Origin of the sequence: Sphingobacterium sp. MYb388 (assembly GCF_037479535.1) — a bacterium.
In the GTDB taxonomy this organism is placed as follows: domain Bacteria; phylum Bacteroidota; class Bacteroidia; order Sphingobacteriales; family Sphingobacteriaceae; genus Sphingobacterium; species Sphingobacterium anhuiense.
On the sequence record NZ_JBBGYV010000004.1, the window covers coordinates 471,624 to 487,952 of the forward strand.

Sequence of the window (16,329 nt, forward strand, 5' to 3'; positions counted from 1 at the left end):
TTAATACGATCAAATTTTAGTCCGCTTTTAATTTTAACGGAAGCTCTTCCAAATTATTTTTAGCTGTTATCTTTTCTATTTCACCTTGCTTATTTATTTTACAGGTAACAACTACTGTTATTTTCTGTTTACTCATCTTAAGCTTCTCAAACACACTAAACGTATTTTCCTCATCTAAAGCAACATAATCACGCTTTGTTTTACCATCAGGTCCAGTCGAAGTTAAAAACAAAGAAGAAGGTAAAGCATGCCTTGGAAAATCCTGTTCGGGCAATAGACTGTCGATGATGGTCACCTGCTCACCATTAAAAAATTCAACTTCCACCTCCGGATTAACCAAATCAGCATCCTTCACAAACTGAAGACGCCACGCATAGGGTGTGCGATATTTTTTACGCCATTTATCGTATGCCTGCGGATTAGCCGCTGTATGTGTCTGCTCAACCCACTCTTTTGATGCACGAAGTCTTCCCAATTCCTCCTGAATCATCTGACGTTGACCAAGTTCAATCTCCGTACTATCTATTTTTTGTGCCTGATAAAAACTCACTTCGACAGCATTTCCCCAATTTCCGCCAACCCATAACGCCGCATCTCCTCCCGGTGCCAATCCGACAATAATTTCATCATAAGTCCGATGGAATACGCCATTGTGATTCTTCGCTTCAAACCCCTTCTTAAACAGGGCACTTATTTTTTCTTTATCCAGGGCCACATTAAGTTTATAATAACAATCTTCCACAACAGAATACCAGGAAAGACTTAAGCTGTCCGGCATCACCAGAGCACCCTGATCCGAACTCATAAAAGTAGACGTACCTATCCCCCAGCGACTATCGTAAAATTTATTGTCAATATCCGGAAAAGCATTATTTCTGCTCCACGATTCAATAAAAAAACGACCTTCCACCACACGAACCGGATAGCCTTCAGGATTGGATATTGCCGGTTCCCATTCGTATTTTTCAGAATTGCGCCATTTCCGCTCAACCGTCATTTCAGACCGGGAAACCGTCGTATGCTTAAGAATAAGTACGATATTCGCAATCACGGCAATCAAACAGTAGATACCGATGATCCACATTTGCTTGACGGTCAATTCTTGGCCCTTTGTACCGGTACCACAAATGATCAGTAGCACAATAAAGTGGAGTATAAACTGAGACAGTAGAATCACAACCCCTAACAGGTTGGCAAAACTAGCCCATATACCATGCGTTTCAAATGCAACACCATCTCCAAGAAAGAGATAAAACAAAAAACCAAAGCCCGTAAGCGCACCGGCTATTAGCAGGATTTTATGGAGGTGTATTAAAGTCATGCTGTTCTTATCTTGATGAGCGGTATTGAAAGATTAAAGTCTTAAATATAAATTGGTATTAGCGGCAATAGCCAGTACTCAAATATACACAACTCCTCTTGATTTCAAAATCGCAAAAAACGGTACCCAGGCATGTTTTAAACATCCTGGATACCGTCCCTTAATCAGCCAGTCTTAAAAATAGGTGTCACGGACAATTTCTTAATTGCGAATAGGCCAGCTACTTATCCAGCCACACCACCTTTTGCTCACTCACATGTTCTTTTCCTAAAATATCTCGGTACAGTGTAGGCTTCCTTGCCTTGATATATCGGTATCCGCCCGCTTTCACCAACTTATCGGCAGTTAGTTCCGCTACGCAGATTTCATTATCCAATGAACGGCATTCCGCCATAATATCACCATAAGGATCGATAATCATCGCACAGCCATTCTTCAACTGATCGTCATCCATACCGATAGGATTTGAAAAAACAGCATATATGGCATTGTCATAGGCACGTGCAGGTAACCATTTCATCAGCCAGCTGCGGCCTTTCAGCCCGTCAAACTCTTCCCGAAGTAACGTAGCATTTTCTTGTTTATTTTCCCATAATTTGGCATCTACAAATCCAGCACCCGGACGTGTTGAAGGTGTACACATGGTTACATGCGGCATAAAGATCACCTGCGCACCAAGTAAAGTCGTCGCTCGAACATTTTCAATAATATTATTATCATAACAGATTAAGACCCCACATTTCCAGCCCTTGATCTCAAAAACGGTATAAGCTGTTCCCGGAGAAAGATGCGGATTGATAAACGGATGCAGTTTTCGGTGTTTCGCGATCAGACCTGTTTCATCAACACAGATATACGCTTTAAAAAGATTACCGGCAATATCTTTTTCAAAAAGGCCGGCCAAGATGGTCATTTTATATTCTTTAGCGATTGCTGTTAATGCGTTTACTGATGGACCATCAGGGATCAGCTCCGCGAGCTCCAGCATTTCCTCACAGGAAAGGTTGCGGGCAAAGGTATAACCGGTAATCGAACATTCATGAAAAGCAACCACATCAGCTCCCTGTTCTGCCGCTTCAGCAGTAAGCTTTTTGATCAGGTCAAGATTATAAACCTTATCTCCACTTCGATTTTCAAACTGTACACTGGCAATTTTTAAGTTTTCCATTGATTTCTAATTTTTTAAAACCATTAATGATTCAAAATTAGCGGGACAAACACGCAATAAATTGGAAAAAACCGACAATATCGTTTTACAGCACCTGCATCAGGTTGATCGCAAGAAGATGATCATGATGGCGATATTGCATCGGGGTAACCCCTGCCTGACGCTTGAAACAATTATTCAGATGCGCCTGATCATAATAGCCACAGGCATACACAACCTGAGAAAGGTTAATATCTGAAGAAGATTTTTGCAATGATTTGAGAAAATGCTGGAACTTGATAACATCTATAAATTTCTTAGGAGCGATTCCGACCTGTTCCTTAAACTTCCGCTCCAATTGCCGTTCCGTTACCGGCAGTTTTTGGATCAGGTCAGCAACAGCAATCATTCCGTTCGCTTGATAAATCAAATCTAAAGCCCCATGCATAAGACCATCTTCCTTTTGAAACCGATTCACGCGGCATATCAACAGCTTTTCGATCGCTTTTATCGCTTCAGAAGGGCTTTTAGAACTCAATACCTGCTCCTCCATATCACTTCCCTCCTGACCAAAAACAGTACGCAAAGGTGTAATGGTATTGTTCAATTCATAAGCCGATAAGTTCGTCAGCGCATGCAGACCATGTGGATGGAGAACCACAATCAACATATCCAATTTTCCGACCGACTTGATATCATTAAAATGTGTCATCTGTCCATAAAGAAAACTATGCGGCTGTTTACTTCCTGATTCACAAGCATTCACCTGTAAGAAAGGATCTTTAAAGTGAAAGACCAAACCCGGATTGCCATCCGAAAACAAGCGGTAATCGGCATACCCATCATGATCATGCTTGATGATGAGGTAGTGTTTTACAATAGCGGAAAGCATCAATGACGGATAAAGCTGCATAATCTCAATAGATAATTTCACAAAGGTAAACCATTTATTCTGATGGAAGAAACACCTTCGGATCAAAACCTTCCAGATAATCAATTTTCCAGATACCGTTAGCTAACAGAGCCTTCGTTTTGTAATTAAAGCCATCTCCCCACGACCAGTTGAAAGTGGCCAGATTGTTGGCAAAATTTACATCTCTTAATATGATCTTTTCCCAGAAATTATCTGGATTATCCTGACAGTTGCACCAGGGATTTGCTCCGTTACCAAATGGCGGAAGTTCACCCACATACCATACCCACGATTTGTTTCGGAGTTTCTCGTCGATGATCAAGCCTATTTTATCATAATTGGAAATAAACTGATCCGTGAATAGATTTGTTGCCCGCAGTTCGTTGATTCTCTTTTTATGTATTTCCAGATCAAGTCCCGCATAAACACTATCCGTCTCTTTCAGTTGCAACGGTTCAAAATCCACATGAGTGCTCTTTGTTTCATTCCATTTATACAGTTCTATTACTTTATTATGTAAGTCCCCTATCAAGAAGACCCCGTCACTTGTCCGGGCTGTTTCCTGTTCTCTTCTTTTTGATGCCCCAGCATTCCCATGCTGGTTACAGGCAGAAAAGAGCACTAATGCAAGTAATACGGTGGTTAATTTCGAATATTTCATGTTTATGATCAACTTCATTAAGATTTACTATATAACGATCCTTTAGACTTTACCGCTGAACATCAAATAGTTAATTGCTGTGTTAAAATTAACATATTTCACTATAAAACATACGTGCTATTAAGTTTTAATAAAATAAACCATTAAACCTATGACAATAACTAATCTGCCATCCTTACACGAACATCTCGTCTAAAGATGACAGATTTATATATCCTGATTATGTTGATCAATTAAACAAATGACTAAATCCTATTTAAAACGAAACACTATAGTTTCCCAGTTCCCTCAAATCAATTTATCTAATACACCTTTTAAACATGGCATGAGATTCCATGGACCTACTTCTTCAAATATTCCAAAGCAGCATTCAGAACTTCATCTTGCCCCGCTTTGATTCCTTTTATCGTTGGTGACACCAAGTGATCAATCTTTATTCCAACACGTTGCGTTTTACTTTGGTCAGGATAATAAACACCAAGTCCTGTTATCGATGTTTTCAGATTGCCCGGTAAATCAATGTAACTCACATTTCCATCCGCACCGGCAGTTTGAGATCCGAATACCTTTACACTTGGAGAAGTTTGATAAGCCATAACATGATATTCGGCCGAGCTTTGCGTATCTTCATTAACCAAGACTGCTATCTTACCTTTATAATAATCGTTTGTTTCCTTTCCTACCTGAAGTGCGGAACTCATAATAAATGTACCGGGCTGACTAAGATTTGTATTTGTAAAACGTACGAAGTCGGTGGATTTTGGAAGTAATAATGCACCTAGTTTGAAGACCAAAAAATCTCTCGGGTAGTTTCTATTATCAATAACAACACCTTTAACTTTGCTCCATTCATCCATATTTTCTTCTAGCATCTTACTTGTCAACAAACTATGCTTGATATACAGGATATTATTATCCAACATTTTATAGGCAACAGTATCCGTCTGTGGAGATCTAAACTGATTCAACGGTACTGCAGGTACATTCACTTCCATTTCTCGACCATTACGGATTAGCTTTATCGGTACTAGATCACTATTACTCATCATTAATCGTGCTGCAAATTCCCGATTTGTTACTGCTTCATTCGGTGTTGCTATGTAAGTCCAGACAGAATCTTTAATCTCTCCTATCTTTTTATTTTCCTTACCCATCAATACATCACCTACTTGAAGCACATTGACACCATCATTGACGGCTAACAGCCTGGTCACAACAGCCTTACCTTCCACGATGCGAATCTGTGCAGGAAGATGGTATGTACCATAATAGCTTTGCAACGCCTTTGGTCTACTCCACAATCCCGTATGAGCATCTTTAACCCGTGACAACATTTTCAAGACAGCTAATCCATAACTCTTATCATCACGGCTCAAAATCATTTCGGGTACAGATATTTTCAACACTTCATTCCAATTAGGTTCTGTAAGATCTTTATTCGGTGAAAAATATTCGACCATATTCCAGAAACGAAAGAGCGTCAATAAACGAAAACCCGCATCTGCACTTTGGATATTGTCATATTTCTTTTCATTATGAAAAAGTACATTACCTATCCCATTTGCAAAACTAAAATAGTGATGCTTATCAAAATTAGTGTAACGAATACGCTTCAACTTATCTTTCAAATCCTTTTTGAAAGATAGCTTATCGATCCAGGAATAGTCTACTTCGTATATCATGTGCTCCATTTTAGGTTTCGGGTAGTCCTGTGTTGTACCCAAACTATCCAAAAGAGTTGCATAGTAAGCTTCCACGGTTTGATTATCCTGAGCTGTAATAACAGCATGAATAGATTTAAATAGGTATTGATCCCAATCCAGCTTACCTTGTGCTACAGCTGGATGTCTGTATTTCAGAAAACCCCAAATTCTTCCCAGATCAACTAACCTCTGATCGATTTCAGGACTATTATTGAAATCTGTAATACCTGATTCAACTGGATCTTTTTTTGCAAATGGAACAAACTTGCCGGTTTCTTTAGTGATATCCTTTCCGTCTACGGTAACGATAACATCATCGAACCAAACCTTCCCTTCACCTGAAAGGAAGAATGCCAAAGAAATACCTTCAGTCTTATCCGGGTTTAACTTTGCCGTCACCGTAAAGTTTTCCCAATCTTTTGTACCCCTCACTTCGCGCTTTGCCATATTGTCGAAAAAGATTTCCGGATCTATTCTTAACATAACGTTTACCACAGAACTGGCGGTTACATTTTCACGCTTAATCATGACAGACAAACGAATGGAATCACCCTTTAAATTGGAAGGAAGTCCCACCATAACACCTCCAAAACCACTGCTTTTTTTAAGGCTTTCCACTCTTAAAGAGCCTTTCCCATTATAATACACATCGTGATCAATAACCGTTTTAAAAACAGTGCTGTCACCGAGTCTATACCAAGGGCGAGCAATTGGTGTCTCGAAAGAAAAATTAAAACGTTCCTGACTCCAGGCAGGAAAACCCAAGCTCAGGAAAAAGACAGCAAATAAAATTGCTAATGAGGTTTGTTTCATAATTTAAATTTGCATTAAATTAATAAATTATATCATATTTAACAACATTTAATTGCTTACTTGGCATTTAAATAAAATATTACAAATAATTGTTTTTACAAAATTGATAAAATTGACCGAATGAAAATTCCCTTAATATGGATAAATGCATAATGAATATGCATTTAAAAAGGCATTAACACGAATAAACCAAATCATACTAACATAAAAATTAACTTTGGTTCAAAAATTACATGATATCGTAATGGAGATAAGATCAAAATTATGAGCAAGTTCATCCTTCAAAAACTTCCCTTAAAAATTAACATATTTCACTATAAATAACTACCTTCAAGAAAGATTAAATCAATAGAGCCTGTTAACAATAAAAATATGATGAAACAACTAGCTATACTCCTTATACTAGGATTCAGTATGGGTACAGCCGATGCACAGATTACCAGCATTTCGGTCAATAAAGCCAATTTCGAACAATCTGGTTTTCCCTTCAAAGGAAAAAGAGTGCTACAGGTAGAGCATATCACCACAGCAAATGAAGATAATTTTATCGTATTCTCTAAAGAACAACGGAATGCAGATCCCGATCACCTCTATATCCAGCAGTTTCAAAAAAATAACGACAAATGGACTGTTGTTGCCGAAGACCATGTTTCAGAAAAAGATATTGTCACTTCCGTCTGGGATGCCCGCAAAGCTTTTTTTGATGCCGATAAAGATGGAAAACTAGATGCTATTTTTGTCTATTCACGACACCCAAAAGGTAATATGGAAAAACAGCTTAGCTGCATCGCACTTGTACTCTACAACAAACAGTTTTACAGGTTACAGGCAGATCAAACAGATGGCTACAAAAAGACTACATACTCAGATAATTACAGTCAGTTGCCTGAAGTGATCAAAGCACAGGTAACACAATTCTGGGAAAAACTAGATAAGGATTAAAAACATAGCGCTTCGTCTGTATCGGACGAAGCGCTATGCGGAAATTTCAAAAATAAATTATAGAGAAGCTAAGACCATCTTTTCTTCATCTGCCCCTATTTTACTGATGGTATAGCGTTTAATATCGACATGCTTCATTTCGTCCAGCGCCTGTACCACATCCACCGCCCGTGCTTCCTTACTTGGTTTGATCAATACGATCATGTCCTTGCCATCCGCCTTTGCAGGGATCTCCAATTTCATGCGATCCAATACTTTTCTTATCCCATTCTTACTGAGGTCAGTGAACTCCGGTTTCGAGATCGGATGGTTAAAATCGCCATGATACCACATCAATCCTTTGTCGGTTAACAGAAGCGATACCACACGCCTTTCATCCAATAATATCGGTTCATGCCCAGATTTATCAGGCATTGCGATATCTAGACGATGAGGTTTATTTAATGTTGTCGTCAGCATAAAAAAGGTGATCAATAAGAATGCAAGATCCACCATTGCTGTCAGATCGACTTTAGGAGCCAGTTTTTTACTTCTGATTTTCTTTTTTCCTGCTTCCGGTTGTTTTTGATTTAGCTCTGCCATGATGTTCTAGATTAAATGATAGAATTGGTTAATACTCATCTTTAAGATGCCAGCATCAATCATATTCCATATTATTTTTCAATAAAAAAGATGCATGATCAACATTCATCATCCAGTACTCCGAATATTTTAAGCTTATTTTTTCACGTAAATAACAGCATTTCAGCGGGTAATAACATGCTAAAATCAACTAATCCATTCGCTGATCACTCCTACCCAAACACCCGATTGATCACCCTATGAGGCTGTGATTGAAGTGCTTTATACAATCTACAGTCAAAATCTAGCCGAAAAGAAAAATATTTGGTGTACAACTGTGATTTTTTGACACCCACTGCGAATAATTAAGGAAATAAGTTTAATTAATATTTTTAACAATGGAATTTTCAATAACTGCTGCCACTTTAAATCGTATGCTACCGAAGTGGGTAGCACCTGTTTTCCATCATTGGAAACCGTACTTTCAGGCTACTAACATCCAGCTTTTCTGGTCGAGCAGAGCAAAGTTCGTTTTAGCAAACATTTCTGCGCAAAGCCTTATTATGGATAAAGCAAGAGATAAACACATCAGGTATAACCCAACAACTTTACGTAAAATTAAGAGTTGGCATGCGCACTTATCATGAACAAGCAGAAACAAAAAGAATTCTTTCAGCAAATAATTGAACAGCACAAAGGAATTTTGTTCAAAGTTGCCCGTGTGTATTGCCATGACGAGCATGACAGGGATGATCTGATGCAGGAAATGATGATACAGATCTGGCAATCTGTTCCGAGATATAAAGAGCAGTTTAAAATATCAACCTGGTTATACCGTATCTCACTCAATGTCGCGATTTCCTTTTATCGGAAAAACACAACGAGGGCAAACCGATTCACGGTTCTCAATGAGCAGACATCAGATTTATACAATGAAGAAAAAGTAGAAACAGAACAGCAGCTTGACTTATTAGTACAGTTTATCAGCGAATTGAGAGAATTGGACAAAGCCCTCATATTGATGTATCTGGAAGACAAAAGCCATCACGAGATGGCAGAGATTTTAGGGCTATCCGTCAGCAATATAGGAACAAAAATAGGACGCATCAAGGATAAATTAAAAACAAAGTTTTCACAATAAAACCATAAAGAAATGAACGAGTTAGAATTAAAAAAGCTTTGGCAAACCGCACAGGAAAAGTTGGATACTAACCTGGCTATCAGCACACAAAATACAGCAGCTATTACGCACATAAAAGTGGCGCATTTCCTATCATCAATGAAGCCTGTCAAGCTTTTTACGATCTTAGTGGGGGTCGTCTGGGTCGGTTTTTTAGGAACACTAGTCGTTTACTTATTCTTATACGCTTTCCCTAAAACAAATCTCTTTTTTCTATTTTCAGCTACGGTGCAAGTCATACTGTCGGCCATTGCATTGATCACCTATAGCTACCAGCTTATCACCATTTATCAGGTCGATATCAGCGGCCCCATCTTAGAGACACAAAAGAAAATAGCTCATTTAAAATCAACCACCTTATGGGTCACCCGTCTACTTTTCTTACAGTTACCGGTCTGGACCACCTTTTATTGGAATGATAGCATGCTGGACAATGGAAGCTGGCTGTTATGGTTTTTACAGGGCAGCATAACCCTTGCATGCACTTATCTGTCCATTTGGCTTTTCATCAATATCAATTTTGAAAATAGGGATAAGAAATGGTTTCGCTTTATTTTCAACGGCAATGATTGGACACCCCTACTAAAGTCAATAGAACTTTTAAAACAGATTGATGCCTATCAAAATGACAATAAACCACAGCAAAGCAACCTGAGTTAAATCCTTAATAAATCCCACCATTCGGCTATTCGACGATTGTTATGCAATAACATTTGTTCGCATTTTTCTTCATCTTTTTATTAAACCGAAAAGATGAAGAAAATAAACAAATTAACGACATTTAGCCACCAATTAACACCTCAAAACCGGCTATTATTTCGTATATTTATCATCTAAGAATAATGCATCTTGAGGCCTTCAAAATAGACATTTAAACAACCTACACCCCATATTTGCAGGCTGTTTTCACTGCGTTTTTTTTATCCTTGTAGAATATTCGCAGACGCAAAAAAATACTGTTGCGGGAACTTGAAAAATAAGGATATATTTTGATCCAAAGCAGTACATGAACACGGCTGCCAAAAAATTAAAAATAGGAACTCTTACTTGTCAATAGACCCTATTCGCAGGATACATTTCTTAAAGAATAAAACATCATAAGCTGTGCACATACGGCACTAATTAAAAAACAACATACAGATGGATATCATACTGATCAAAGTACTGGGTATAAATTTTATTGCAACATTAGTCAGATCGACATTTGGATTCGGCGAAGCCTTAATCGCAGTGCCGTTATTAAGTTTTATTCTCCCGCTCGATATTGCAGTTCCCATGTCCGTCATGTTATCCGTCGCTATTGCCTTATTGGTCGTCGTTCAGGATCACAAAAAAATAGATGTTAAAAGTACCAAATACCTCGTACTTGCCGCATTGATCGGCCTGCCAGCCGGTTTGGGTATGCTGCTGTATGGCAACGATAAATTGATTAAAATCGGATTGGGAATATTACTAATTGCATATTCAATCTATGCCTTAACTGCTAAAAACACACAGGCTAAAACAGCAGATCATAACAGCTTATGGCTCTGGACCTGTGGTATAGCTTCAGGTGTATTGGGTGGAGCCTTTGGCATCAACGGTCCTCCGCTCGTTGTATACGGAAAAATCAAAGGCTGGAATCCCAGCGAATTTAGAGCAACCTTACAAGGTTATTTTTTACCTGTCAGCTTCATCAGCGTAGTCGGTTATTATTTTAAAGATCTCATCACAGAAGAAGTTGTCCTCTATTTCTTAAAATCAATACCCGTTATGATTCCGGCTATCTATATCGGCAGATGGTTAAACCACCGGATCGAACATAAAAAATTCTTTATATACGTGTACATCGGATTGATCATAATCGGCCTTGTCTGTATTATCAATACATTTATATAAACATTGTACAGTTATCTTTGGAGCGCTACAGACTGTTATTCTCGCATAATGTTCACTTGCATAAGCTGCTTTTACGTAATACAGTATCCGATTCGAAAAAGAACTGCAAAAACTGAAACCCTATAGCAAGAAAGCAGGAATCAATCTTGTTGTGGCAAATTTAGTCGGATTTTCAAATAAGATTGACTCCAGATCTAAGGTAATTGGACTTTGAAAACACGATACGGTAATTCCGTTCTGTTCTTTCCATTGCTCCAATTTGGATCCTGTGGAAGTTGAGCACAAGAAAAATACAGAAAGCCATCTGTTCCGATGCCTAGTGAATCTGGCCAGAGTAACCTTGAATCCTGTACTAAAGTATGCAGCTGACCATCTGGACTTAAATACTTAATGGTATAGTCCAAGGAATTGGTTAAATAAATATTGCCCTTTTTATCGGCAATCAGTCCATGTGTTACACCCGCATCCCCCATATCTTCAACTTTCGACTCCAATTCTTTCTCGGTCAAAGATTCATCGGTCAAATATTGCGTTTCGATGCGATATAAATGTTTTTTATTAATCGGTTTAAAATAAAAATATTTAAAATCATGCGTTAAAGCAATACCATTCACATTTGACATAAACGGTTTACCGTTTTTATCCCGCATTTCCACTCCATCATACACAAGTATCAGATCAGGATCGGCTAAAGTAAAAGATGTCTTTTCTAAAACTTGACGTGTTTTCCCTGTTGCTAAATCCAGTACAACAATTGCCGCTTGACCAGGATCTGATAGATAGGCTTTATTCTTTTGGACATCAACACGCACATCGTTCAAACCCGATTTAGATTTATCCAGATCATCAAAGTTGTAGCGCTTCTCAACTTGATTTGTCCGGGTATTGATTTTTAATAATTTGAACTGCCCTTCTGCAGCTTCGCCTTTATCACCAAAAATAGAACCTGATGGTGCAGGTTTCGAATCCAATACCCAAAGAAAATCATTCGCATCAACATACAAATCCTGGACGCTCACAAAATGCCCGGCTTCTTCGCCCGGTTTATTCCATTCTTCATTCGGATAAGGAACACGTTCGCCGTTCACAATTTCTGTTAATCCGTACTGATAATCGGTATTTTGTTTCGGAAAAGCCACAAATAGCCGATTAGCAGTGTTTACACTTACGCCAATGGCCCGATATTTCCCAAAAGAAGCGGCTTCTATCAGCGCATCGCTGTGGTATTGCTGAGCTAAAGTATGATCCATAATTCCGAATAAAGTCAGTACAAAGACCATGTTATTGATCCATTTCATTATTTTAATCTATTTTAGTTTAAGTACGGTCCAATAAGCATTACAACCGTGCGTAATGCAAAAAAGCGATAGCAAAGCAACTTCCAACATTTAATTTCCACTGATAGCAAATAGCTATTCCATAAAATCAAGAACCTGTGCTAAGCACATCTTTTCCTGTTTTATACAATTGGTATCGCGCAAGCTGAAAGGCATGTGATCACTGCTTTGCTATAGCCATTCCGCTATCCTTTTAACTACTTTTCAATTTCTTCATAAATTCTAAAATTGCCGGACGTAAATCCTCAAACAAAGGATTTTCTTTATTTTTCAGCATAACTTCCGTAAACAATTTCAGTCCCAAAGCAAATTCAGTCGCTGTTTCCTTATTATCAAAAATCTGTTTCGAACTGATCACCTCAAAAATGTTGAACAGATCATCATGATTATCAAAATTTAAATGTAAAGATTTTGTTCCCGCATCCCCATTCTTCAGACTAACTTCTTTTAATTCTAATTGATAAGCATTATTTCTTTTTTCCATAGCTCTCTAAAAATTACTAACAAATTCATTAATGGTATCTATTTCTTCTTGACTTAAATGGATCGCAATTGCCTGCGCATTTTGAACCGCTTGATCTGCATTTCTTGCTCCTGCCAAAGCAACAGTAATTCCCGCCCTTTCGATGGTCCATCGCAGTACCAATTGGGCTAAGGTAGCATGATGCTCATCAGCAATCGGTTTTATTTTCGCCAGTAAGTCATTGGTCTTCGCAATAAATTCAGGCTGAAAATGCGGTAAATTTGCACGGTGGTCTCCTGATTGAAATTGATAATCCGTTGTTATCTTACCTGTCAGTAACCCTCTTTGTAATGGACTATAAGCTAAAATCGATTTATTGTTCACCACACAGTAAGAAACGGTTTCCTCTTCAATACCCCGATTCACCATACTGAACGGAACTTGATTAGATACCAATTTCAACGTTTTTTCAGCTTCCTCCATTTGTGAGGCACTATAATTACAGACACCGGCATAGCGCACCTTGCCCTGTTCAATCAACCGGCCAACGGCTTCAAACGTTTCACTTATTGCAGTTGTCGTATCGGGCCAGTGAATTTGATACAGATCAATATAATCTGTCCCTAGACGGCGTAAACTCTGTTCACATTCGTAAATAATACTGTCCTTCCCAGCAAATTTGTAGATATCGATCGCTTCACCCGCATTGTTTTTACTATGCATTGCTAAATTCCCCTCTGCCAGATCCCAACGCATGCCAAATTTGGTCAATAGCTGGACCTTATCCCGCGAAATTCCCTTAATCGCCTCACCGACGATTTCTTCACTCGTTCCCTGACCATAGATCGGTGCAGTATCGATAGCCGTTACACCGACATCATAAGAAGCTTTGATCGCTTCGATTGCATCGTTTCGATCCGTACTGCCCCACATCCAACCTCCAGCGGCCCATGCACCGAAAGTAATCGCTGAAATCTCTAAATCACTATCTCCTAATTTCCTGTATTCCATTGTTTTTTATATTTTATGTTCTAAAATTCTAATTCACTTGATCATATTTCTCACTTCAGTTTTCCGACCGGCTAAGGTCATACTCTTATAAAACAGTTAACTTGGGATGTTGTTTCCTGCTAACCTGAATATCGTCGTAACTTACCTCAAAAAACGATTTGCCTAGCTGCCCACATATTAGAGCGAAACCTACATCGTTTTAAAATCAGTCGGACGCATATTGGTCAGCTGGGAAAATGTATTACTGAATGCCGAAATATTCGAATAGCCCACTTCATAGGCAATTTCGGTAATCGTAAGATCCGTGTCCTTCATCAATTCCATCGCACGGATCACCCGGAGCATTTTCACATACTGCACAATAGAAATATGCAATTTGCTTTTGAACAACCGCGTTAAAGTCCTTACACTATAACCAAAAGTTCTGGCGATGTCCTCCAGCGCCAAAGATTCACTTATTTTCGAACGTAAATAGTTCGTGATAGCATTCAGACGGGTGTCATCGGTAACCGGAAGCTGAATTGCAAATTTCTTCAGATGCTCCTTCGGCAACAGATTTTTCACCGTATTCAAAAACTCAAATTCCCAGGACCCCTGAAAAAAATCACCCTGCCATTTTTCACTGAAGACGAGCATTTCGGACAAGAGCTTACTCACCGGATAAATCCCCAGTTCATCGTAAAAACCAGCATCACCCTGACTGGGGTAATAAAAATTGATAATCTGTAAATCCTTGGTATTGAACATCAGATTATGGGAAAAATGGCCCGGGATCCAGATATAATGATTAGAAGGAATATAATAGTCCCTTTCCTGCGTCTGCAGATAAGCAATCCCACCGTAAACCAGTAAAAGTTGCCCCTTATCATGCTGATGGGCGAGCAATTGCTGTTCCGTCTGTTGACGGATCACCAAAATCGAATCGGGATTCTGATCGATATTCTTAATGAGCTGCTCCAAAAGATCCATATGGCCCAATTTAACAAACTTTAGGCTAATTATATAAAACACCTGCTCTTTTCTTCCAATAATTTTGCACAAAGATTATTATACAGCATACAAAAATGAAACAGTACCCCTTTTTAATCATCGCAGTGATCGGCAATCTTTTCCTCACAAACGCTTCTTTCGCGCAAGCTCCTGATAGCACCTGGACATTGGAAAAGATATGGGATCTCGCCGCAAAGCAGAACCGGCAGCTGCATCTGGCGGATTTAAGTGTACAGGAAAGCAGGACCAATATCCAGGAAGCACGGGACAAACTGCTTCCCGATCTGGCAGTATCCGGAAATTACGCCCTTAACTCCAAATTTCTAATTTACGACAACGGTCTCTTTTCAAAACCGCAGGATGTTCCTGTTTCCAGTTATGGCTATGGCTTTGGTTACAACCTGGATTTCAACATTTACAATGGTGGAAGGGATAAACGAAATATCCACATCAAACAAGAAGAGCAACAGCGCAAACAAGTTGAATTTGAACTGCAACATGACAACATCAAGTTTGCCATCGCCATGGTCTATTACGAGCTGTACAAGTATCTACAATACCATGAATTTCTGCAGACAGAAATCAAAACCGAAAAACAGCAGCTCAGCAGCATCCAGAGCCTACATAAAAATGGTGTCGTCCTCAAAAGTGACGTCTTACGTACTTCGGTCAAGCTCTCGCAATTGGAACTCAGTTTGTCGGACGTGGAGAAAAAAGTAGTGCTGGCCAAACAGCGTCTCAATATACTCATCGGAAGAAACGAAACCGAACCATTGGAAATTTCTATTCAGGAAATCGTGAACTTAGAGGCAGGCAATAGGGCAGCTTATGCAAGCTATCAGGCAGAGGCCCTCAGTCAATCGCCGGAATTTAAAATCACCCAAAGTGATATCAAAATCAGCGAGCTTCAGATCAAACAGGCAAAATCCACCTTACAGCCTAAGATCTCCTTGTATTCACATTACAACTACACGTATCCGCAGGTATCCTTTTATCCCTACTCCAACGATCCCTGGGGCTATGGACAGACCGGTATCAAGATGCAGTTTGCGCTAGACAACCTCTACAAAAGCAAACATACCATCGCACACGCACGCAATCTCAGCGAACAGCAGAAAGAAAAAGCAAACATCAAAAAAGATGAAATTTCGGTCAGGGTTAAGGAAGCATACCTGCAACAGCAACAGGCGCTCGAAAGCGTCACAACAGCAACCGACAATATCATCCAGACGACCGAAACTGTGCGGGTCATCCGAAACAGCTACCTCAATCAGGAATCCCTGCTCACCGATCTGCTCGATGCAGAGAACATCCTGCTGGAATCAAAATTTAATTTAACACAAGCACAGGTCAATCTAAAATTAAGCCATATCAAGCTGCTGCTGATTACAGGAGCACTTTAATTGTAA

The 16,329-nt window shown here is 39.2% G+C and carries 16 protein-coding genes; 6 read left to right on the forward strand and 10 right to left on the reverse strand.

The window, feature by feature from the left end:
* Window positions 1–16 precede the first annotated feature (16 nt).
* The 5 genes from WH188_RS15795 to WH188_RS15815 form a co-directional block, all read right to left on the reverse strand.
* Entirely contained in the window at window positions 17–1,321 is a 1,305-nt protein-coding gene (locus tag WH188_RS15795) for a DUF2931 family protein (RefSeq protein WP_132768550.1), read from the reverse strand.
* Window positions 1,322–1,541: 220 nt separating this feature from the next.
* A complete protein-coding gene (locus tag WH188_RS15800; protein WP_132768552.1) occupies window positions 1,542–2,489 on the reverse strand; it encodes a nitrilase family protein in 948 nt (315 codons plus the stop codon).
* 85 nt (window positions 2,490–2,574) lie between these two features.
* The gene (locus WH188_RS15805) at window positions 2,575–3,402 is read right to left on the reverse strand and encodes a helix-turn-helix transcriptional regulator (protein WP_132768554.1); all 828 of its coding nucleotides are present in this window, start codon (window positions 3,400–3,402) and stop codon (window positions 2,575–2,577) included.
* Window positions 3,403–3,415: 13 nt separating this feature from the next.
* Complete coding sequence (locus tag WH188_RS15810) at window positions 3,416–4,042, reverse strand: hypothetical protein (RefSeq protein WP_132768556.1); 627 nt, start codon at window positions 4,040–4,042, stop codon at window positions 3,416–3,418.
* A gap of 341 nt (window positions 4,043–4,383) precedes the next feature.
* Window positions 4,384–6,558 (reverse strand): S41 family peptidase, encoded by a 2,175-nt coding sequence (locus WH188_RS15815; RefSeq protein WP_132768558.1) that lies wholly within the window; start codon window positions 6,556–6,558, stop codon window positions 4,384–4,386.
* 372 nt (window positions 6,559–6,930) lie between these two features.
* Between WH188_RS15815 and WH188_RS15820 the strand changes: the two genes are divergently transcribed.
* Window positions 6,931–7,500: a hypothetical protein gene (locus tag WH188_RS15820; protein WP_132768560.1), complete on the forward strand. Its 570-nt coding sequence runs from the start codon at window positions 6,931–6,933 to the stop codon at window positions 7,498–7,500.
* Between the two features lie 57 nt (window positions 7,501–7,557).
* Here WH188_RS15820 and WH188_RS15825 read toward each other — a convergent pair whose 3' ends face one another.
* Window positions 7,558–8,082, reverse strand: coding sequence for an ExbD/TolR family protein (locus WH188_RS15825; RefSeq protein WP_021191605.1), 525 nt, complete (start codon window positions 8,080–8,082; stop codon window positions 7,558–7,560).
* A gap of 377 nt (window positions 8,083–8,459) precedes the next feature.
* Here WH188_RS15825 and WH188_RS15830 point away from each other — a divergent pair, with 377 nt between their 5' ends.
* The 4 genes from WH188_RS15830 (at window position 8,460) to WH188_RS15845 (ending at window position 11,119) form a co-directional block, all read left to right on the forward strand.
* Window positions 8,460–8,708: a hypothetical protein gene (locus WH188_RS15830; protein ID WP_132768562.1), complete on the forward strand. Its 249-nt coding sequence runs from the start codon at window positions 8,460–8,462 to the stop codon at window positions 8,706–8,708.
* The gene (locus WH188_RS15835) at window positions 8,705–9,202 is read left to right on the forward strand and encodes an RNA polymerase sigma factor (RefSeq protein ID WP_132768564.1); all 498 of its coding nucleotides are present in this window, start codon (window positions 8,705–8,707) and stop codon (window positions 9,200–9,202) included. Before WH188_RS15830 ends, WH188_RS15835 begins: the two co-directional genes overlap by 4 nt.
* A gap of 12 nt (window positions 9,203–9,214) precedes the next feature.
* Window positions 9,215–9,901 carry a hypothetical protein gene (locus tag WH188_RS15840; protein WP_132768566.1) on the forward strand — a complete coding sequence of 229 codons (687 nt, stop codon included), beginning with the start codon at window positions 9,215–9,217 and terminating at the stop codon, window positions 9,899–9,901.
* A 480-nt stretch (window positions 9,902–10,381) separates the two neighbouring features.
* Window positions 10,382–11,119 (forward strand): sulfite exporter TauE/SafE family protein, encoded by a 738-nt coding sequence (locus WH188_RS15845; RefSeq protein ID WP_132768568.1) that lies wholly within the window; start codon window positions 10,382–10,384, stop codon window positions 11,117–11,119.
* A 194-nt stretch (window positions 11,120–11,313) separates the two neighbouring features.
* On the opposite strand, the gene WH188_RS15850 is transcribed toward WH188_RS15845, so the two are convergent.
* The 4 genes from WH188_RS15850 to WH188_RS15865 form a co-directional block, all read right to left on the reverse strand.
* Window positions 11,314–12,417, reverse strand: a complete 1,104-nt coding sequence (locus WH188_RS15850; protein WP_339424317.1) for an L-dopachrome tautomerase-related protein — start codon at window positions 12,415–12,417, stop codon at window positions 11,314–11,316.
* Between the two features lie 232 nt (window positions 12,418–12,649).
* Window positions 12,650–12,940, reverse strand: a complete 291-nt coding sequence (locus tag WH188_RS15855) for a DUF3861 domain-containing protein (protein WP_021191612.1) — start codon at window positions 12,938–12,940, stop codon at window positions 12,650–12,652.
* A 6-nt stretch (window positions 12,941–12,946) separates the two neighbouring features.
* Complete coding sequence (locus WH188_RS15860) at window positions 12,947–13,930, reverse strand: aldo/keto reductase (RefSeq protein ID WP_339424318.1); 984 nt, start codon at window positions 13,928–13,930, stop codon at window positions 12,947–12,949.
* Between the two features lie 189 nt (window positions 13,931–14,119).
* On the reverse strand, window positions 14,120–14,899 hold the full coding sequence (locus WH188_RS15865; RefSeq protein ID WP_339424319.1) for a helix-turn-helix domain-containing protein: 780 nt from the start codon (window positions 14,897–14,899) through the stop codon (window positions 14,120–14,122).
* Between the two features lie 95 nt (window positions 14,900–14,994).
* Between WH188_RS15865 and WH188_RS15870 the strand changes: the two genes are divergently transcribed.
* Window positions 14,995–16,323, forward strand: coding sequence for a TolC family protein (locus WH188_RS15870; RefSeq protein WP_339424320.1), 1,329 nt, complete (start codon window positions 14,995–14,997; stop codon window positions 16,321–16,323).
* The last annotated feature ends 6 nt before the right edge of the window (window positions 16,324–16,329 follow it).